The 21817-nt window shown below is 42.3% G+C and carries 15 protein-coding genes; 7 read left to right on the plus strand and 8 right to left on the minus strand.

Annotation, left to right across the window (positions count from 1 at the left end; translation table 11 throughout):
• Positions 1-214 precede the first annotated feature (214 nt).
• Positions 215-589, plus strand: a complete 375-nt coding sequence (locus FTU00_RS04410) for an endonuclease domain-containing protein (RefSeq protein WP_180179185.1) — start codon at positions 215-217, stop codon at positions 587-589.
• Positions 590-672: 83 nt separating this feature from the next.
• Here FTU00_RS04410 and FTU00_RS04415 read toward each other — a convergent pair whose 3' ends face one another.
• Entirely contained in the window at positions 673-2001 is a 1329-nt protein-coding gene (locus tag FTU00_RS04415; protein ID WP_180179186.1) for a hypothetical protein, read from the minus strand.
• A gap of 216 nt (positions 2002-2217) precedes the next feature.
• The gene (metH, locus tag FTU00_RS04420; protein WP_180179187.1) at positions 2218-5904 is read right to left on the minus strand and encodes a methionine synthase; all 3687 of its coding nucleotides are present in this window, start codon (positions 5902-5904) and stop codon (positions 2218-2220) included.
• 516 nt (positions 5905-6420) lie between these two features.
• Between metH and FTU00_RS04425 the strand changes: the two genes are divergently transcribed.
• Positions 6421-8040, plus strand: a complete 1620-nt coding sequence (locus tag FTU00_RS04425; RefSeq protein WP_180179188.1) for an inorganic phosphate transporter — start codon at positions 6421-6423, stop codon at positions 8038-8040.
• A 432-nt stretch (positions 8041-8472) separates the two neighbouring features.
• On the opposite strand, the gene FTU00_RS04430 is transcribed toward FTU00_RS04425, so the two are convergent.
• The 3 genes from FTU00_RS04430 to FTU00_RS04440 form a co-directional block, all read right to left on the minus strand.
• The gene (locus FTU00_RS04430; protein ID WP_180179189.1) at positions 8473-10014 is read right to left on the minus strand and encodes a hypothetical protein; all 1542 of its coding nucleotides are present in this window, start codon (positions 10012-10014) and stop codon (positions 8473-8475) included.
• A 167-nt stretch (positions 10015-10181) separates the two neighbouring features.
• Complete coding sequence (locus FTU00_RS04435) at positions 10182-11126, minus strand: ABC transporter substrate-binding protein (protein ID WP_180179190.1); 945 nt, start codon at positions 11124-11126, stop codon at positions 10182-10184.
• Between the two features lie 112 nt (positions 11127-11238).
• Positions 11239-11856, minus strand: a complete 618-nt coding sequence (locus tag FTU00_RS04440; RefSeq protein WP_004783040.1) for a rhomboid family intramembrane serine protease — start codon at positions 11854-11856, stop codon at positions 11239-11241.
• A 158-nt stretch (positions 11857-12014) separates the two neighbouring features.
• Between FTU00_RS04440 and nfuA the strand changes: the two genes are divergently transcribed.
• Together nfuA and FTU00_RS04450 are read left to right on the plus strand one after the other, a co-directional pair.
• Positions 12015-12653, plus strand: coding sequence for a Fe-S biogenesis protein NfuA (gene nfuA, locus FTU00_RS04445; RefSeq protein WP_004783039.1), 639 nt, complete (start codon positions 12015-12017; stop codon positions 12651-12653).
• 176 nt (positions 12654-12829) lie between these two features.
• The gene (locus FTU00_RS04450) at positions 12830-14896 is read left to right on the plus strand and encodes a TonB-dependent receptor domain-containing protein (RefSeq protein ID WP_180179191.1); all 2067 of its coding nucleotides are present in this window, start codon (positions 12830-12832) and stop codon (positions 14894-14896) included.
• Between the two features lie 40 nt (positions 14897-14936).
• Here FTU00_RS04450 and FTU00_RS04455 read toward each other — a convergent pair whose 3' ends face one another.
• Together FTU00_RS04455 and FTU00_RS04460 are read right to left on the minus strand one after the other, a co-directional pair.
• The gene (locus FTU00_RS04455; protein ID WP_180179192.1) at positions 14937-15944 is read right to left on the minus strand and encodes a hypothetical protein; all 1008 of its coding nucleotides are present in this window, start codon (positions 15942-15944) and stop codon (positions 14937-14939) included.
• A 14-nt stretch (positions 15945-15958) separates the two neighbouring features.
• On the minus strand, positions 15959-16996 hold the full coding sequence (locus tag FTU00_RS04460; protein WP_180104497.1) for an alpha/beta fold hydrolase: 1038 nt from the start codon (positions 16994-16996) through the stop codon (positions 15959-15961).
• Between the two features lie 308 nt (positions 16997-17304).
• Between FTU00_RS04460 and FTU00_RS04465 the strand changes: the two genes are divergently transcribed.
• Positions 17305-17919, plus strand: a complete 615-nt coding sequence (locus FTU00_RS04465; RefSeq protein WP_004783034.1) for a carbonic anhydrase — start codon at positions 17305-17307, stop codon at positions 17917-17919.
• A gap of 34 nt (positions 17920-17953) precedes the next feature.
• Here FTU00_RS04465 and FTU00_RS04470 read toward each other — a convergent pair whose 3' ends face one another.
• Entirely contained in the window at positions 17954-18583 is a 630-nt protein-coding gene (locus FTU00_RS04470) for an arylesterase (protein ID WP_179992124.1), read from the minus strand.
• A gap of 11 nt (positions 18584-18594) precedes the next feature.
• Here FTU00_RS04470 and FTU00_RS04475 point away from each other — a divergent pair, with 11 nt between their 5' ends.
• Both FTU00_RS04475 and FTU00_RS04480 read left to right on the plus strand, forming a co-directional pair.
• Entirely contained in the window at positions 18595-19320 is a 726-nt protein-coding gene (locus FTU00_RS04475; protein ID WP_180179193.1) for an ABC transporter ATP-binding protein, read from the plus strand.
• 1 nt (position 19321) lies between these two features.
• Positions 19322-21817 carry an ABC transporter permease gene (locus tag FTU00_RS04480; RefSeq protein WP_180179194.1) on the plus strand — a complete coding sequence of 832 codons (2496 nt, stop codon included), beginning with the start codon at positions 19322-19324 and terminating at the stop codon, positions 21815-21817.

Below are 21817 nucleotides of genomic sequence, written 5' to 3' on the forward strand. Positions count from 1 at the left end.
TGATGATTTTTGTAGACTTAAAAATGTAATAACGAACAGTCGAGGATTGATGGGTTAGAAAAGGGGCGCATATTTGATAAATTAAATCCCTCCCTACCTCCCTTTAATAAAGGGAGGAGCTGTCACGTAATTCATCTGATATGTGGAGTCCCCCTCTTTGTTCTTGCGCCATATATGGCTCAGGGTTAGGGGAGATTAAAAATAGAGAATAAAAATGAAACCCTATAATAAAAACTTAAAACAAGCCTCGCGTGACTTACGTAACAACCTGACCGATGCTGAAAAATTATTATGGTCACGACTTCGGAATAAGCAAATTTTAGGTTTGCAGTTTTATAGACAGAAGCCAATTTTAAATTACATAGTGGACTTTTATTGCCCAGCAGCGAATTTGGTCATTGAATGTGATGGTAGTCAGCATTTTACAGATGGTGGTTTAGAGGCAGATCGGGTTCGTGATAAAGCCTCGGCTCAGCTAGGTTTAAAAGTATTGAGATTTGATAATAGGCAGGTGATGGGGCAGATTGATGATGTGGCAAATGTAATTTATAAATATTGTTTGAATGAACTTCCTAAAGAATCCCCCTAAATCCCCCTTTTATAAAGGGGGACTTCACGCGAATTTGATGGCGGTTATGGAATCACGTAGTTCCTCCCTTTTTCAAAGGGAGGTTAGGAGGGATTTTTTATACAGAACGATAATTCACATGTAGGTTTTACTGAATGAGTGAATTTTTCATATTTAAATTCAAGTAGCTTGTCGTGTGAAGTGTCTGAAAAATTTTCCAAGTTATAAATATTTTCTATATGGACATGATTTAAACTAGCTTGGAGTGAGTTTCCAAGTAAGCAGTTTATAGCTTCACTATAAACGCTTAAGTATTTGGGAATAAGATTAAGATCATAGAGAAATAGTTTAATTTTTAATTGATTAACAGTATCTTCATTGCCTTGAATATAGTAGGTTAATGTAGAAGGATTAAAATTATCATCTAATTCAATTGGTTTGGATCCAAACCAAGTCTCATCTCCGACATCTGTATACTTAACTTGAAGGTTGAAATCACTCAGATAATTTTCAGCTTTGTATATATTCCAACCATTCTCTAAAGGAATATCAATTAGATTTCTTCTTTTAAAACTTCTATGTTTTATGAGAGAAAATGAATTAAGAAGCTGTTTATAATTTTCAATCTTGTGTATTTTGATGTGATGAAACCACTCATCGATCAAATCTTTTTGAGTTTGAAAGTTAATAATGACTAAAAATTTTGTAAGGGTGATAAGTTTCTTATCTTTGATATGAAATTGAAGCCGTACAAAAATTTCTTCATATTTTATATATAACAGAAGAAACCATAGAAATGGTAAATAGAGTATTGTCAAAATGATTGGTATGAAGAAATCTTGTAATGCTTGATAATTGATAAATGTTGAAGGGGCCTTGAAAGTTTGAAGAATAAAATGGATAAAAAATATGAGAAATATAAAAGCTAGTAAGAAATCACAAAGTTTCTTAACTAATATCTGATCTTTTGTTTGATTAGCGACAGTACTGATGATACTTAAAAGGGTAATAAGAGGAATAAGTACAATTAATTCTAACAAAAAATTAAATGTGTGAAAGTTAATGATAAATTGAAGGAGGATGCTTAAGTTTACTGAGGATTTTATAGTTTGAATAAAGAAGTTATGTGAATTTTCTTTGATAGTATTTAAACTAAACATAGTACCAATTGCAAAAAATACATACCAAAAAAACGTGTTTTTAAGCTGGTTAAAATCCCAGATTTGTATTTGGTATAATATAAATACACTTAGTAATACATATGTAGTAATTAATAAAATAGAAGTAATAATTTTAATTTGAAAAAATGTTTTGATAACAGCGATAAGAGAATATCTGAGTTGAGCATTTTTTACAGAGTAGAATATTAAAGCCATTATAAGTATGGCTCCCCATGTAATTGAGGCTAATTCTCTGGTATTAAATTGATCCATAATTGTAAAAATTACTTTAATTTTAAGAGTTTAGTATAATTCAATTTACACGATTGTTTAATCCCTCCCAACCTCCCTTTAAAAAGGGAGGAGCTGTCACGTAATTAAATTGATACGTGAAAGTCCCCCTCTTTGAAAAAGAGGGGTTAGGGGAGATTAAAAACAAAAAAATCCCCTCATTAGAGGGGATTTTTTCTTCTCTAAATTAGAGGGCTCTTAAACCACTGAATCATCCAGATTTGGCGCTAACCAGCGTTTCGCTTCATCCAGTGTCCAGCCTTTACGCTTCGCATAATCTTCCAGCTGATCGCCAGAGATTTTACCCACGTTAAAGTATTCAGTTTGAGGGTTTGCATAATAGAAACCACTCACTGATGAAGGTGGCCACATCGCAAAGCTAGAAGTCAGGTAAGTACCCATCTTCTCAGTCGTACCTAACCAGTCAAACAATGGCGCTTTTTCAGAATGTTCAGGACAAGCTGGGTAGCCCGGCGCAGGACGGATGCCGACATACTTCTCTTTGATCAATTCATCATTGTCCAGAGTTTCGTCAGCCTGATAGCCCCAGAACTCTTTACGGATCCGCTGGTGCAGATGCTCTGCAAAGGCTTCCGCAAAACGGTCACCCAAGGCTTGAACCATAATCGCATTATAGTCATCACCTTTGGCTTTATATTCCTGAGACAACTCTTCCGCACCGAAGATCGAAACGGTAAAGCCACCCAAGTAATCCTGAGCCACATCTTTAGGCGCAATAAAGTCAGCCAGAGAGTAGTTCGCTTTACCAGTTACTTTGTCAGACTGCTGACGTAGGTGCTCGAAGGTATGCGTTACATTGCCAGCTTCATCTGTTACCGCAACTGTATCTGAACCGGTACGATTTGCAGGATAGATGCTGAACGTTGCACGCGCATCGAAACGTTTATTTTCGATAATGTCTTTCAACATCGCTTGCGCTTGTGCATACAGGTCACGTGCGGCTTCACCAACGACTTCATCTTCAAGGATTTTCGGGAATTTGCCTGCAAGGCTCCAAGAGATAAAGAATGGTGTCCAGTCAAAGTATTCCACCAAGGTTTCTAAAGGATAGTTGGTGAAAGTCTGTGAACCGATGAAGTTTGGTTTAAATGGCGCATTCTTATCAAAGTCGATTTTAAAACCATTTTCAACTGATTCAGCATAAGACAGTTTCGCTGCTTTCGGCTGTTTGTTGGCAAGACGGGTACGGATTTTTTCATAATCCGCTGCATAGTCTGCTGCCAGTTTTGGTTTCATTTCGGCAGAAAGCAATTGAGTTGCTACACCGACGGCACGAGACGCATCAGCAGTATAGTACACGCCATCATTCTGGTATTGAGGGGCGATCTTCACAGCAGTATGCGCTTTAGACGTCGTTGCACCACCAATCATCAATGGAATATTAAAGCCTTTACGCTGCATTTCTTTGGCAACGAAAACCATTTCATCTAGAGAAGGAGTGATCAGACCAGACAAACCGATGATATCTACTTTTTCGTCAATCGCAGTTTGCAGAATCTTTTCACATGGCACCATGACACCAAGATCGACCACGTCATAACCGTTACAGCCCAGTACCACGCCTACGATATTCTTACCGATGTCATGCACGTCGCCTTTTACGGTCGCCATGAGGATTTTACCTTTGGCTTCACCTTGGGTTTTTTCTGCTTCGATGTACGGGTTCAACCAGGCCACGGCCTGTTTCATCACACGTGCAGATTTTACTACCTGTGGCAGGAACATCTTACCGGCACCGAACAGATCACCGACCACGTTCATACCGGCCATCAATGGACCTTCGATCACATCGAGGGGACGAACGGCTTTCAGACGAGCTTCTTCAGTATCTTGATCGATGTAAGTGGTGATGCCTTTGACTAGCGCATATTCAAGGCGCTTTTCAACCGGTTCATTACGCCATTCAAGGTTTTCTTCCGCTTTTTGAGCGCCACCTTGACCACGGTATTTTTCAGCAATTTCAAGTAATTTTTCAGTGGCTTCGTTGCCGCTTTCGCCTTGATTACGGTTCAGGATTACATCTTCAACCGCATCTTTCAGCTCTTTGTCGATGTCATCATAAATCGCCAGCTGACCAGCATTTACAATACCCATGGTCAAACCTTGCTGGATACCGTAGTACAGGAATACCGCATGGATCGCTTCACGCACCGGTTCATTGCCACGGAATGAGAACGATACATTCGAGATACCACCAGAGATCATCGCATTTGGCAGGTTCTGTTTGATCCAGCCAGTCGCTTCGATGAAATCAACAGCATAGTTGTTATGTTCTTCGATACCGGTTGCCACCGCGAACACGTTCGGGTCAAAGATAATGTCTTCAGACGGGAAGCCAACTTCATTTACCAGCACGTCATAAGAACGCTTACAGATTTCTTTTTTGCGTTCAGCTGTATCTGCCTGACCATTTTCATCAAATGCCATGACGATCACAGCTGCACCGTACTGACGGCAGAGGCGGGCACGTTCTACAAACTCGTCATAACCTTCTTTCAGGGAAATCGAGTTAACAACTGCTTTACCTTGGACGCATTTCAGACCAGCTTCAATGATTTCCCATTTAGATGAGTCAATCATGATTGGCACACGAGAGATATCAGGTTCAGATGCGACCAGATTCAGGAAGTGCACCATCGCGCCTTCTGAATCGAGCATGCCTTCATCCATATTGATGTCGATGATCTGTGCACCGGCTTCAACCTGTTGACGCGCAACATCTAGCGCTTCTGCAAAGTTTTCTTCTTTGATCAGGCGCAGGAATTTTTTCGAACCAGTCACGTTGGTACGTTCACCGACGTTCACGAATAATGAATCTTTGGTGATGTTAAATGGCTCTAAACCACTTAAACGACATGCTGGCTCAATTTCAGGGGCCTGACGTGGAGCAATGCCTTCAACGGCTTGAGCAATCGCGCGGATATGATCCGGCGTCGTACCACAACAACCACCGGTGATATTGATCAGACCACTTTCCGCAAATTCTTTAATGAAGGCTGCAGTTTCTTCCGGCGTTTCATCATAACCACCGAAGGCATTTGGCAAGCCGGCATTTGGATGCGCTGACACAAAAGTATCGGCAACGTCAGACACAGTTTTTACATGTGGACGCATTGCATCTGCACCAAGAGCACAGTTGAAACCAATTGAAATTGGTTCTGCATGACGCATTGAGTTCCAGAATGCTTCCGCAGTTTGACCAGTCAAGGTACGGCCAGATGCATCAGTAATCGTACCGGAAATCATGATTGGCAATTCAGTGCCCAGTTCCTTGAACACTTCTTTCACTGCAAAGATGGCAGCTTTGGCATTTAAAGTATCGAATACGGTTTCGATCAGGATGATATCGACACCACCTTCAATCAAGGCCTTGGTTGATTCGATGTAATTCACTTTCAATTCGTCAAAAGTGATATTACGGAAGGCAGGGTCATTTACGTTTGGAGAAATTGAAGTAGTACGTGATGTCGGCCCAATCACACCTGCCACAAAACGTGGTTTTTCAGGCGTTGAATATTTTGCACAAGCTTCTTTAGCCAGGCGTGCTGCTTCACGGTTGATTTCCGGAACCAGATCTTCCATGTGATAGTCAGACATTGAAACACGGGTACCGTTAAAGGTATTGGTTTCAATAATATCGGCACCAGCTTCAAGATACGCTTCATGAATGCCTTGAATAATCTGTGGCTGAGTCAGCACAAGTAAGTCGTTATTGCCTTTAAGGTCGTATGCCCAATCAGCAAAACGCTCACCACGATAATCGGCTTCTTCCAATTTATGGCGTTGGATCATGGTACCCATCGCACCATCGATAATTAAAATTCTCTTGGCAAGAAGTTCTTTTAGGGTGGCAAGTGTGGACATTCAAACTTTCTCAGTAAGCATCAAAAACGGCAATAATCTTAACAGATTAGTGCGCAGTTTTCTGTAACGCTTATACAGAATGCTGGATATGCTTGATATGAAAATTTGATAAAGAAACTCAAGCCGGTATAGAAAGCTGAAAACAGATGGAAATCTGGAAATTAAAGTTTTTGATAAAAGGGTACGACTGGAAAATAAAATGTAAGCAGCTTTCATCAGAGTGTCATATTACAAAGCTAATCTTTAGCCAAATATGACAGGCTCGGAAATATGACAGCCGGGTAGGAATGATCAGATATATTGCAAAACATGAATAAAGCCGGGTGATTCAAGCGTTTTATTTTTAATAAATATTTGATTATATTTGTATATTTTTAAAATTCAGAGCATGTGGTTACAGGATAAACGGCAACGAGAAAGTCTAAAAAACTGGTTTATATGACAGCACTTTGTCATATAATTGTCACAATTTAACTGAACAATATGGGGATTCTTGAATCCTCTATTCCTGCTTGCATGAATTCTAATCAAACTCCCTTAGGTTCAGCACAACAGTCGCCTTCTGATAAGCCGGCCAATGTTCATGTGCCAACACCGAAATTTTTTATGCCGGTGTTTCTGACTCTAATTATCTCCACGCTGATCTATATCGGCTTCCAATTGACTTCAGATTTAGCTCATGTTCCACCGATCGGTCTGTATTCAATGATTCTTTTAGGCACGGCGTTATTCATTGCGCTGGGCTTCGAATTCGTCAACGGTTTCCACGACACGGCCAATGCGGTTGCGACCGTGATTTATACCAATGCATTGTCTGCACCCGTTGCAGTCATGTGGGCAGGTTTTTGTAATTTCCTTGGGGTAATGGTGGCCAGTGGTGCTGTTGCATACGGAATCATTGCATTATTGCCTGTTGAATTGATCATGAATGTTGGCACAGGTGCCGGTTTTGCCATGGTCTTTGCCATGCTGATCGCTGCGATTCTCTGGAATCTGGGCACCTGGTTCCTTGGCATTCCCGCTTCCAGTTCTCATACTCTGATCGGTTCGATTCTAGGGGTGGGCATCATGAACTACCTGCTGAATTCAGGCGGTGGTGCTTCTGGTGTGGATATGGAGCAGGTGCTGAAAGTTGGTAAAGCATTGCTGTTCTCACCTTTGATCGGTTTTGCTTTTGCTGGGGTGCTATTCCTGCTGGTGAAAAAGATCTTTAGAAAGCAGCTTGAACTGTTTAAGCCACCTGAAGGCAATAAGCCACCGCCACCGCTGATTCGTGCCATTCTGATCTTTACCTGTACAGGTGTGAGCTTCGCGCACGGATCAAATGATGGTCAAAAAGGTATGGGCCTGATCATGCTGATCCTGATCGGTTGTGTACCTTTGGCATATTCATTAAACAAAAATCTGGATGCAGCGCATATCCAGTCTTTTGGTCAGTTGTCTGCGCAAACGGCTGATGCGATTTATCCGCAGCATGCAGATATTCCGGATGAGAAGGCTCGTGCCATCATTACCACATACATTCAAACTAAAGAATTGAATGCTGAGGTTGTTCCTGCATTGGCAAGCCTGACGGATCACTTGGGTGATAAAGTCGGTAGCTATAGCAATATTAAGGATGTTCCAGAAGCGCAAGTTTCAGAATTCCGTAACGACATGTACCTGAGTACCACAGCGTTTAAACGTCTGGATAAAGCAGAAGCTTTACCGGCAATGAGCGAGGCTCAGGAACAAACCGTCGATGAATACCGTGACAATCTGGATTCATTCCTGCAATACATTCCGACCTGGGTGAAAGTGGCAACGGCTCTGGCACTTGGCCTGGGAACGATGGTCGGCTGGAAACGAATTGTGGTGACTGTCGGTGAGCGGATCGGTAAAGAGCACATGACTTATGGTCAGGGGATGTCTGCCGAATTGGTAGCGATGTCTACGATTGCGGCTGCTGATGGCTTTGGTATGCCGGTGTCTACCACTCATGTCCTAAACTCTGCAGTTGCAGGTACAATGGTGGCGAATAAGTCTGGTCTGAATTTCAAAATGGTAAAATCGATTCTGTCTGCCTGGGTATTTACACTGCCAGCAACGATCTGTTTATCCGGTGGTTTATACTGGCTGCTGTTGAAAGTATTCTAAAAAGATTTGATGTGAAAAACGCTGCTTAGGCAGCGTTTTTTTACGGGTGATTTTTTACCTCTCCCTAACCCTCTCCTGAGAGGAGAGGGAACTTCCTTTATAATTAAAAATAATTATTAAATTCACAAAGAAAGCTCCCGCTCCCTGAGCGAGTTTAAAGCACTGCTTTAAACGAAGCGTAAGAGAGGGCTGGGGTGAGGTGAGGGTAATCAGAAGGCTAAAAGTACTTTCAATAGAAGGATTAATAGCTAATTTCAACTAAATGTAAAAAATGAGTATTTCTTAGTCTTACTTTTGAAAGATGAGAAGTGCACTTCGCAAGGTAACAAAAATCTTTTGTTAGGCTGATGATATGTCCCTATATCACAGCCTAACGGCGACATCCATGTCGCCTGACCAATAAAATTGATTTCATCTTTATTTCAGAAAAAATTACTTCTTCAACTTACCCAATAATTTTTTCGGCAGTTTATCCGTTGCAAAACCATACAGCGCAGCAAACGGTAATGCTGTACGCGCCAGATAAGCCACACGCCATAAACCACCATGATTCGCCCCAGACATCATTAACTCAAGTGGATGGTTGAGTTGTACATCAGGATTGGCCACAGATTCAGGATTACGCAGGTCGTGAATCCACAGTGCCGCCATAATCGCATTGGTGGTTTCGGGTGCAAACGCTTCTACATCAAACAGGCCGGCACCGTTAAACGCGGCTTTTAACAATGGATTCTTTGTCACTGAATAAGTCGTTGTTGAAGGGGCGATATTGATGCTCACTTGCTGCCCGTTAGCACGAGCCAATGTTGCACGCCATTGCTGAATGCGTTTAGCCAGTGCATAGTTCGGACCTTGCTCAATGACCAGACAGTCACAAACACCATAAGACTTATCGCCAACCTTAAACAGATCCTGCTTATTTGTCTGGAAAAAATGCTTGCGTGAAATCAGTGAAATGCCTTTGGTTAAAGTACTTTCCAATTTCGACAACTGCTGGTATTTGCTTTGTGAAGCCTGAACGACTTCTTCTGGAACTGCATATACATCCGTCGGGGTGCACATATACATCAGGCTGGTATTGGCTTTCTGCTCACTGACATATTTCATAATGGCATCCATCGCCATGGAAACACGTACGTGCTTTTCACCATCCAGATAAGCAATCGCCGCGAGATCCAGATCCTGTTCAAATTGAATCAGCCATTGGGCAATTTCTGGAATCTGAGTGAGCAGGTTAGTCCCCAGTTTTTCTTTTAAAATGTCCAGTGAAGTATCAGCAGGAAGCGCTTCAACTGATGGTGCATATAAAGTGGCGTTGCCTTGACTTACTGTATCCAGAATTTTACCCCAGACACGGGTATTCGGCAGGTCAATTGCGACGATATTGGCTTTCCATTTCGACAACCAGGTCAGTGGACCTGCTTCAGAAGCGGCACCAAATAGAACAGTGGTACGATCGGATAGGTCAAACCATTCCGGATGGGCAATACATTCACGCAAGGCATTGGCATGACTGGGTTCGACGATGCCAAGTTCTTCCCAAGACTGGATCTGATCTAGTAGTTCTTGTCCTTGCAACTTCTTGCCATGATAAGGTACATACCATTCCGGGGCTTTTTCTGACTGACCTTTCAGCTGGAAAGTATGCAGTTTCTGCGCAGGCAAGGACATCACATCTTTTAGTAGATGCTTTTGTCCATCACGATAAAACTCAAAACTGGCATGTGCAGTTTCCAGACCTTGCTTGGCAATACTCAGTGCTGCACCTGCGGAGCGTAATCCATCTTCAACCAGATGTTTAAAGTGTAGTGGATATTGCTTACGCCAGTTCTTTTCCTGTTGTGCTGCAGTAGCATGTACAGGATCGACTGCGCCTAAGGCTTCAGAAATAATGTTACGGCCGATTTTCGATGTGCTTGGTTTTTGTTGTGAAGCAGAAATGGGAAATTGAAGACCGTCTAGGGAAGTGGACATGCAAAATATCTCGCGACTTACAGCAATTAATATACAGATGTATACATTATCGCTGCTAAGTTGCTTCCTGGGTTGGCATTAAATTCCAGTCTTGGGTCTTAATTTATTACGAGATGTTTCAAATAAAAAGGAAGCTTGAAGCTTCCTTTTTATTAATGGGTTAAAAATTAATTCGCTGTGCCTTTGATCAGTTCTTCCAGCATGAAAGCGGTATTGTCCAAACCCGCACCGGTAATGTACCAGGCATCAGCATTCACATAGATCACTTTTTTCTCTGCCAAGGCTTTGGCATTTTTCAATACAGAGTGTTTCTGAATATTATCCTGAGCGGTGTATTTCTGGGTATTCACTGCACCACGATCCAGGACAATGATGTAATCTGGATTCTTCTCAATGGCTGCTGTAATACGCTGAATATTTTTCTCAGCTGCTTTCAATGCTTCTGGAGAGCCGGCTTCTGGACAGGGTGCATCCGACTGTTCAGAGGGATCCAAGACTGGTTTAAAACCTGCTAATTCATAGACAAAGCCAAAACGGTCATTTTCTGCATGTGGCATAAAATTTTCACCGACCGCAAACAGCATCAGTGCAGTTTTGCCTTCAGTCTGCTTTTTAAGCTGTTGCTGCAGCGTTGCGATTTTACCGAGCTTTTCAGTAGCAATTTTCTCTTTACCAAATGCACGAGCCAAGACATGGGTACGTTCCGTCAGATTGGCAATATATTGGCTAGTATCTGGAGTAAGATCTAAAGTCGGAGCAATACCTTTAACTGCCTCGGCTTTAGAAGCCGAACGGCCACCGACAATAATCAGGTCGGGTTTTGCAGTTTTTAGTACATTGAGATCCGGTTCGAACAGTGAACCAGCTTTGGTGAATTTGTCCTGCTGGTACTTGCTTAAGTTGCCTGCAAAGCTTGCTGCAGGTACCAGTTGAGCTTCCAGCCCTAGTGCATTCAAGGTATCCAGTGCAGATAGGTCATATACTGCGATCTTTTTCGGAGCTTTTTTAAGTTGAATATTTTGGTCTTTATAGTCGAAAGTGACCTGTGCAGAAACTGTAAAAGAAGTTGTCAGTCCTAATATTGTGGCAAGTACTAAAGTCTTAAATTTCATATTTATTCCTCTAAATTCGCGACAAGATTAGCATAATTTATAGAAATGAAAATCATTTTCATATGTGAGTTATTAAAAAGGGATATTTGCTATCCCTTAATCATTCAAAACTTTAGAAGGGGATTTGGGTTAGTTTATTTAGGAAATGCGGAATAAGTCGTGGTTCCAGAATAATCGTCATCACCACACCATAAGCCGCACCCCATAGATGGGCACTGTGATTGATATTGCTGTTGCCGCGCTTGCCCGACCAGATGCTATAGGCCACATATAAAACAGCAAAAATAATCGCAGGGACTGGAATAAAGAACACGAAAATCAGTTTCCATGGCTCAAATAGAATGTAAGCGAACAGAACGGCTGATACTGCACCAGAAGCACCCAGACTGGCCCAGCGCGCATCATTTTTATGTTTCAGATAACTTGGCAAAATTGCTGCAACCAGACCACCGAGATAAAACAGAATAAAGCCCAGATCATATAAATACTGGCGATAAAAACTTTCAATAATGCTGCCGAAAAAGAACAGCGTGATCATATTGAACAGTAAATGCGTGCCATCTGCATGGATAAAACCATGGGTAATGAAACGGTCATATTGACCACGTTGCATGGCAGGCGGCCAGAAAATCAGACGATTCATTACCGTTTCTTTTGAAAAAGCAATAAAAGAAACAATACAGGTGATCAGAATAATAGTGACAGTATGATTAAAAGGTAAATCAAGCATATAAGTAATTCTGGTTCTATCTATTTGACAATGATCATGCCATTAAAACAAATCTAAAGTGCGACTTTTATAATAAATCCGACAATTTTGGTTGAATTTTTATAATTACCCCGCATCTTCAGTTAAAATAGCAGCTTCAGCTTGAGGAAATTATTGTTATGTCGACTGAGAACAGCAACACTCCGGTTGCAGAAGAAATTCCAAATCTTTTGATTACACCGACAGCACAAGAGTATTTAAAGGATCTATTGGACAAACAGAATACACCAGGTATTGGCGTACGTGTGTTTGTAGAAAATCCGGGTACACCACGCGCTGAATGTTGCATGGCTTATAGTGCACCTGATGAGGTTGTACCTACAGACTATAAGCAGGAATATCCAGATTTTCCGGCCTATATTGACTCTCCGTCAATTCCATACTTGCTAGATGCAGTTATTGACTACAATAAAGACCGTTTTGGTGGTCAGCTGACTTTCCGTGCACCAAACTCTAAAGTGCCACGTGTGGGTCCTGATGCCTCTGTAGAAGAGCGTATTACATACGTGCTTCAGTCAGAAATTAACCCGGGTCTGGCAGGTCACGGTGGTAACTGTGCACTGGTCGAAGTGGTTGAAGATCCTGAACATGGCTTGACCGCAGTTCTTAAATTTGGTGGTGGTTGCCAGGGTTGTTCAGCAATTGATGTGACTTTAAAACAAGGCGTTGAAACAACCTTGAAACAGCATATTCCTGAATTGGCACGTGTAGTTGACCAGACTGACCATACCCAAGCTGAAGGTGCTTATTTCAAATAAGTCTCTAATAAAATTTAGCTTGTAAAAAATACCTCGAATGCTCGGGGTATTTTTTTATCCAAATTTAATAATGATAATAATTATCAATACTAATTGTATTTATAGTTACATTTGATACAATGCGTGACAATTTCAACATGATTTCTTCATCAAAATGACTTTGGGGCGTATAAAGCATGACTAAGCCATTCATAAAATCGACTATAGCTTTTGCTGTATTTACAGCGATGACGGGTAATACATTTGCAGTAGAAGAAACAGCTGTTCCGCAAGCTGAAGCAACAAAACTGCAAACGATTGTGGTGACTGCAACAGGCTATGAGCAGGATCTTGCTAAAGCGCCAGCATCCATTACAGTGATTGATCGTGAAGAATTAGATAAACGCGAATATAACGATATTACGGATGTATTACGTAATGCCCCAGGGGTAGTAGTTTCAGGTGCGGGATCTGCACAGACCATTAGTATCCGCGGGATGAGCTCAAACTACACTTTGTTCCTGGTAGATGGTAAACGTCAATATGGCAAGGATGTGAACCCGAATGGTGATGATGGCGGTTTTGAAAAAAATATTCTGCCACCGATTGCTGCCATTGAGCGTATTGAAATTATCCGTGGTCCTGCTTCAACGCTATACGGTTCAGATGCGATGGGTGGGGTAGTCAATATCATTACCAAAAAAGTATCGGGTGAATGGTCTGGGAATGTTGAATTAGGAACCATCGTTCAGGACAGTAACCGTTCAGGTGACATTAAAAATGGTTCTGCCTATCTGACAGGCCCTTTAATTGCAGATAAGCTTGGCTTGCAACTGGCAGTTAATAAACAAGAACGTACAGAAGATAATTATGTGGGCGGTTTCCGTGGAACAGAACGTGAAAGCTTAAATTCACGTCTGACCTATGCAATTAATGATGATCATGATGTACAGCTTGAAGCCAATTTTGTTCAGCAGGAATCGACGACATCAGTAGGAAAAACTGTAGAGCCAGTTCAAGGGGCAGAAGACTCTTTCTCGCGTAATTACCGTAATGTTTATTCAGTGACACATAATGGCCGTTATAGCGATAATTTGGACAGCTCATCCTATATTCAGTATGAAAATTCAAAGAACCCGGATCGTGGCAATACCGAGCTGGGGACTAAAGGAATCACGCTGGATACCTGGACGGCGAACAGTCAGTGGAACTGGTTATTAGGCGATCATACCTTGTCCTTCGGAGGATATTTCAAGGATGAAAAACTGGTCGATAAAGCAACGAACCGTAATCCAAATGCGCCTGAATTTAGTGAGCTTACACGCTGGTCTGCTGCTGCCTTCCTCGAAGATACCTGGAGTATGACGGATCGTTTCGATTTAACGGCTGGCTTACGTTATGACCACGATGAAAACTATAGCGGCCATTTATCACCACGACTTTATGGCGTCTATTCTGTAAATGATAATTTCGTTGTAAAAGGCGGTGTAGCAACCGGTTATAAACAGCCTGATATCCGTGCAGCTACTGAAGGCTTCTATAGCGTAACGGGTGGTGGCGGTTCTCCATTACCAACAGGTCGTGGCATTATCCGTGCCAATCCAGACTTGGAACCTGAATCAAGCGTATCGACTGAATTAGGTTTTAACTGGAAAAATGATTATATCAATACATCACTTACGGGCTTTATCACCAAATATGAAGACAGGATTACGGAAGTTCGTGCCTGTGAAACCGATACTGATGGTACAACCACAAACCGTAATAACTGGCAGAGCTGGAGCTGTTTCGAAGGGGATATTCCATTCTACTTTATCAGTGAGCGGATTAACGTCGATAAAGCAGAAATTCGCGGTGTAGAAGCAACTGTAGAAGCTGACTTGAATGATTACACGACTTTAACTGCCAACTATACCTATACCGATTCAGAGTTTAAATCAGGTGATTTTAAAGGTCAGCCACTGAACCAGATGCCGGAACATATGTTTAATATTGGCATGGATTATGATTTAAATGATGCACTGAATGTATGGAGCCGTTTGCATTATCGTTCTGAAACCTCAGCTTACCTGAGCCGTACTTCTATGGCTGAACCTAATCCTGGTTATCAGTTTGTAGATGTGGGTTTTAACTATAAATTTAGCCCGAACTTAACAGGTAAATTTGGCGTATATAACGTTCTTGATGAAAAAGCTGAAGATATTGATGGCGATCAGCTTTTGGATGGCCGTCGTTACGGTATCAGCTTGAATGCAAAATTCTAAAAATACCTAATAAAAAAAAGCCGCTTTCTAGCGGCTTTTTTTAGTCTTCAATCTTTAAAATTTTTAAAGTATTTTCTGCATAGTAGAATTTTTCCAGATAAGCACGGGCACGTTCATGCAAATAGCCCTGATGAATCATCTGCTGAATAATCGGTGTCAGCAATTCATTCAATTCATGTTGAATCAATGCTTCATCAATATTTAGATCACGCAATAACTGGTCAAAGGTATGTTCCTGATTGTGTACATACCAGGTATAAATCCCGTCATGCAGTTGCTGCTGCATATATTCTGTCTGGCGCATATGATCCCAGATCTCGTGCCCTAAACTTACCGTCTCGTTCAGATCCTGGGTTTCAATATAGTTTTTAAGCACAGAAAGTGGCATGTCTTTGATCTTATGCCAGAGATTGGCCTGAAAATGGTACAGCTTGTCATCATCAAAGTGCTGGTTCAGGACATGTTCACTCATCTGGCTAAGTTTTAAAATATTTTTTTGCAAATAACGGGCGACCGTGTTGTCCAGACTGGAATCCGTGACATTTTCCAGTACAGATTTCCCCATTTTCATAAAACGGGAAACGCCCGGCACACTCTTGGCTATTACAGAATTGTCCAGATAATCCTGAATCGAATGTTGGATCAGTTGCGTAATCATGGCCGAGAAAGCAGGGTTATTCACCACCGCTTTGATCAGGCGCTGACGGTGACCACTTTTGCTAGCCACATATTGTGCAATTTTATCAATGGTCAGTACCGGAATGACATCTGCAATTTTGGTTGTATCATTCGCTGGATGGACCAGTGCAAAACGAATATGTTCGGCAATCTGCTCAATCAGAAAAGAACTGGCAGCAGTATCCAGAATCTGCTTTTGTAGCAGCTGATTGATCAGTTCACAGCTCCACAGATCTTTAAGCGACTGCTTGCGCAACCAGAGATAAAACTCATGAAACTCGCTTTGAATGGTTTCAGATTGAGAAAATACCTGATCAAGAAAATCAAGTTGAGCATCAATCAACTGCTCAATCATCGGGTGTTTCTGCATAACTTCTCTGAAACTTAATTGAAAGGAATGAGTTTATCAGCTAGTGGATTTTTTAGGGTCTGTGTCTTGGCCAGGAAAGGCAAATAATGTTGGGCAACCTGTTTCTCTGCTTCCAGAATCGGCATATGACCAACATTATTTAAAATTACCGGAGTTTCAGCACGTTTCAATAAAGAATATAGCTCTTTCACCACTTCGACATTAATAATTCGATCCTGTTTTCCCCATAAAATTAAAGTCGGGGCTTCCACTGTACGGGTCAGACGGGCAAAGGTATCAGGCGTATACAGCCGGTTGAGCATTACCACCTGATCAATCGATTTGCTGGTTTGTTCCGAACGGGCAATCAACAGTTTTTCCTGCGCATGTCTTAACTGGTAAGGCATCGCTGGTGGATTCTGCATCAGCTGTTTGGAGACATCTTCCAGATCACCCGGTTTACTGACAATCAGGTCTTTGAGTGCATGCGGGTCTTTGGTATAAGGTGTATTGCCCATTTTATAGATGCCAGCACTATTCACTAGAAACAGGCTTTGGGTATCGAAAGGGTATTGGGATGCATAAACTGTCGCAATTGAGCCGCCTAGAGAATGGCCAGCGACATGCAGATTTTTTTCAATCTTCAGGGTTTCGACAAAGGTACGTAATTGCGAAGTGACATTGGGGACAGACAAGTCAAAATCTGCTGGAACCCGGGTATCGCCATTGCTCGGCAAATCCGGAATGATGACATGATAATAAGGTGTCAAAAACTGGGCGACACGATTCCAGTTGTCGCGTGTACCTGCCAGTCCATGAATCAGGATAATCGAGGGTTTGTTTTTTGCCCCGCCTTCACTATAACTCCAGGTCACATCACCGATTTTTAAGGTTTTAGATTGTAGACCCGCCTGGATGCGTTGCTGGCTCAGATACAGCTGTAAAACTTCGGCAGACTTGGTTTTCGGCGGCGTAAACAGATATTGGCTATGGCTCAGGCTAGATAGGCTAAGACCCAAAGCAACTAAAGTGGAATAGATAATTTTTGAGCGCAATTTTATTATTTTCTTCATTAGCACTGTCCCCTGAAAAAACTGAGCAAAAACGCTCAAAATACTTCCGTGTTATCGATTTGCAATTTATAGATGAATCAAATCGTAATCTTTCACTCATTTTAAAGCATTCCTTAATATTGTACATCTGTTAATTATTAGCTTAAGCAGAAAAACTGCCCAAAAAAAGTGATGAACTTCACAGAAAAATTCCCAGAACAAGAAATCATCAAAGAGCTAAAAATTTTACAGCTAATTTTTTTTGCAAGTGACATTCAAAAAATCTAGCAGTAAGATATTCCCACTAAAAACATCGATGGTAAAAAAGAATGCTCACAGCTCAGGAAGCTATAGATCGTCTTAAAAAGGGTAACCAGCGCTTTGTCAATGGTGAAACGCAGCATTTAAAATTATTATCGCATCAGCAACGTGCTGAAATGGCAGAAAGTCAGGAACCATTTGCTATTGTTTTAGGATGTTCAGATTCACGTGTACCTGCAGAAATGGTCTTTGACCAGGGTCTGGGTGATCTGTTTGTCATTCGGGTAGCAGGTAATATTGTTGCACCGTCTCAAGTCGGCAGTGTCGAATTCGCAGCAGAAAGCTTTGGTTGTCCGATTGTGATTGTTTTGGGTCATACGCATTGTGGCGCTATTCATTCAACAATTGAAGCATTAACCAATCCGGCAACACCGCCATCTGCAAATCTGATGTCAATCGTGAACCGTGTACGTCCATCAGTTGAGATTCTAATGCAGACTGAACTGAAAGATGACCTGAATAAACTGTCTAAACATGCAGTGCGCTCAAATGTATTTGCTTCAGTAAATCAATTACGTCATGGTTCTGCAGTTCTGGAAAGCCTGATTGCTAAAGGTAAGTTACAGGTGATTGGTGCAGAATATTCACTTGAAACCGGTGAAGTGACGTTCTTCGACTTCTAAGTAAATTTCAAAATTTGATTCAGTTAAAGGCGCCTTAGAGGGCGCCTTTAATATAAGGATAAGCATTATTTAATAAAATAGTCTGGGCTTTGGTGTTGGGATGAATCTGATCCTGTTGCATCAGACTTTTATTACCAGCGACGCCTTGCATAAAGAAGGGTAGTAGTTTGACCTTATACTGCTGACTGACCACCTTATAGTTATTTTCAAAAGCCTTACTATATGCCTGGCCATAATTTGGTGGCATTTTCATTCCAAAAACAACCACATTCGCCTTGGCTTTCTGACTTTGTTGTACCAGAGCTGCTAAATTTTTTTGAATCATTTGGGGTGGCTGTCCACGCAGGCCATCATTCCCGCCAAGCTCAATCACCACAATATCTGGACGGTGCGTCTGTAGCAGTTTCGGCAGCCTTGCCAAGGCACCACTGGTGGTTTCACCGCTCACACTTGCATTGACCACTTTATGCTGTTTCGGATAGTGTTGGTCCAAACGCTTTTGTAATAAATGTACCCAACCTTGCTGTGGTTGCATGCCATAACCAGCACTTATACTGTCACCCACAATCATAATGGTCTTTGCCGACAGACTAAAAGGAATCAGGCACAGTCCAAAGAATACCAGGCAAGGCAATACACGATTTTTCTGATTTAGATCTTTCATATAGGACACGTATGATTCAAAGCAGCAACGATTCGACCATCATGCCACAAGCGATTATTTCTGCCCAGAAATTGACACAAAAGATACAACTTTCACAAAAACAACTGACTATTTTTGAAGATCTTTCGCTGGAAATTTTGACTGGAGAACAGGTCGCCATTACTGGGCGTTCCGGTTCAGGAAAGTCAACTTTACTGGGCATTTTGGCCACTTTGGATCAGGCTAGTTCCGGGCAGTTAACGGTTTGTGGAGAGCTGGTATCGAACTTGAATGAAGAACAGCGTGCTTTAGTCCGGCTAAAAAATATTGGCTTTGTATTTCAGTCTTTCCAGCTTTTACCTCATCTTACGGCACTTGAAAATGTCATGCTGCCTTTACGTTTACAGCCAGATTTTAAATATAGCCATGCCGAACAAAAGGCGCTGGCATTGCTACAAAAAGTCGGATTAGACCGTCAGGCTCAGCAAACACCCAAAGTGCTCTCGGGTGGGGAGCAGCAACGTGTCGCCATTGCTCGTGCACTGGTCAGTGAACCCAAAATCATTTTTGCTGATGAACCGACAGGTAATCTGGATGGGGAAACTGCTCAAGAAATCGAACAGTTGCTCTTTCAGTTAAATCGTGAATTAGGCACCACGCTGGTTCTGGTTACTCATGATCCTGATCTGGCCCGACAATGCCAGCGTCATTTTGAACTGGTCAATGGTCAGCTGATTGAACATGCGAGTGGAGGCTGATATGCAGCATCTGTTTCGTCCTTTACTCAGACAAAGTTTTAATACGACAGGGATTTATCTGCTAATCATCGCGCTGACCTTAGCCATTAGTGCCACTACGGCGCTGAAGTTTAGTAATGAACAGATTCAGAACGCCGTTGCTTTACAGGCAGCCGAAATGCTGGCTGGAGATCTGGTGCTATCTGACAATGAGCCGTTGGCACAGGAATGGCGTGATCAGGCCAGGCAGCTAGATTTACAGCAGTCTGAAGTCACATTTTTCAGTACGATGGCTTATACCAATGATCAGTTTGTCATGGTGAATGTTAAGGCCATTGATCAGGCTTTTCCTTTACGAGGAGAGCTACGGGTTGAACCTGCAGCAGACAAAATCCAAGCGGGGGAAATCTGGCTAAGTTCACGGGCCATGGATCTGCTCAAGGTCAAACTGGGTGATGAGCTCAATATCGCCGATGCTAAATTTAAAGTTACTGCAAAAATTGAGCAGGATTCGAATCAGGAGCTGGGTTTTTCTGGCTTTTCGCCGACTGTGATTATTGCTCAGTCAGAAGTGGCGCGCACCAATGCGATTCAGGTCGGTAGCCGGATTGATTACCGTTTATTAATGGCGGGTAATCCAGCCGATACCCGGCAATATGAAGCTTGGTTCAAGCAGAAGATAAAATCTGAAAATGGGACTTCAGATGAAGCAGATGCTGAGGTTGAGGGACAAGAACTGGAACAGCAGGGCAGTCTACGCTTGCGTAATGCCAGCGAAGGCAATACCCGTTTAATGAAACCAATTGCCAATCTGGATACTTTTCTGCAACTGGCCAATATTCTCACCATTTTATTATGCGGGATTGCCATTGCTTTAACCGCACAACGTTATGTACAGCAGAACCAGGATCATATTGCCCTGATGCGTTGTATTGGCGCGACTAAAAATCAGATTCTAGCCGCTTATCTGGCTTTGCTGGGTTTAGTGCTTTTAATCGCCATGCTGATTGGTAGCGTGATAGGTGTTGCATTGGGTTATGGCTTGCTGCAGCTCATGCTACAGCTGATTCCAAACTTGCAGCTTGAGTTCTCTGCTACGGCGATGCTGCTGGGGCCCTTGCCAATTGCCATGCTGACCAGTGCAGTGGTGTTACTGGGCTTTGTCATGCCGAGTCTGTTTCAACTCTTAAATACTCCTCCGATTCGGGTCATTCGTCAGCAGGAAAAATCCGTCCATTCGATGTTGTGGATGTTACTGACCGGAACCTTAAGTCTGATTCTTTTCAGTGTGATTTTAACGGAAAATATCGTGCTGACAGCTTGGGTGATTGGGGCCATTATTCTGCTTTGTACTGTTCTGTATTTTACGGTCTGGAGTATTTTAAAACTGCTGCGTAATCTGAAATTCAATCTATCTGCCTATGTGCGGACACCGTATCAGACCGCTTTACAGATTACTGCCTTAGCTTTAGGACTCAGTTTGATTAGTGTGCTAGCTGTGCTACGTACCGATCTGCTCGATCGCTGGCAGCAACAGTTACCGGAAGGGACACCCAACCAGTTTGTCTATGGTCTACCGCCTTTTGACATGCCTGACTTAAAAAGTCAGTTAGAACAGAATGGCTGGAAAAGTACGCCCTTGTATCCCAATATTCGTGGGCGTCTGGTAGCGAAAAATGATCATCCTTTTGCTGCTGAACTGGTCAAAAAGAGTAATACCTTAAGACGTGAACTGAATCTGACCCAGTCGGATCGCTATCCTCAGGATAATGTGATTGTTCAGGGGGAGGCAGGATTGAAACAGCCGGGTGAGGTTTCGGTCGAAGCCAATACTGCACAAGAGCTGGGCATCAAACTGGGAGATAAGCTCAGCTTTAGCCTGCCTGAAGGCATACTTGAGGCCAAGGTAGTGAACATCAGAACGGTAGAGTGGGAAAGTTTTAGTCCAAACTTCTTCTTTATCTTTGCACCGAATACCATGGATGCCAATGCGGGCAGTTATCTGGGCAGCTTCTATGTACCGGAAACAGATAAAGATAAACTGGTGAATCTGGTTCAGCGTTTTTCCAATACGGTATTTATTGATGTCAGCCTGATTCTGGAAGAAATCAAACGGATTGTGAATGTGCTGGTACAGATCATTACTATTCTGGCTGTGCTGGTCAGTGTATCCGGTTTTCTGGTACTGATGGCCTGTCTAAATCTGCTCATGGATGAACGTAAACGTGAAGTGGCTTTGCTCCGGTCTTTTGGTAGTTCCAAACAGAAGCTGAAAACCATGATGAGTCTGGAAATTGGTTTTATCGGACTATTCGCAGGGATTGTTTCATGTCTGTTTGCGGAAGTGATCAGCGCCATTGCCAGCTACAAAATGGATCTGATCATCCAGCCTCATTGGGAAATCTGGATTATCCTGCCTGTGTTTATGACTGTATTATGTACCCTGATCGGGCGTTATCGTCTGAGTTATCTTTCCGAGATTCCACCTTTACAAAGCCTGCGTGAGATGAATCAATAA

Source organism: Acinetobacter sp. YH12041 (genome assembly GCF_013419975.1).
In the GTDB taxonomy this organism is placed as follows: Bacteria; Pseudomonadota; Gammaproteobacteria; order Pseudomonadales; family Moraxellaceae; genus Acinetobacter.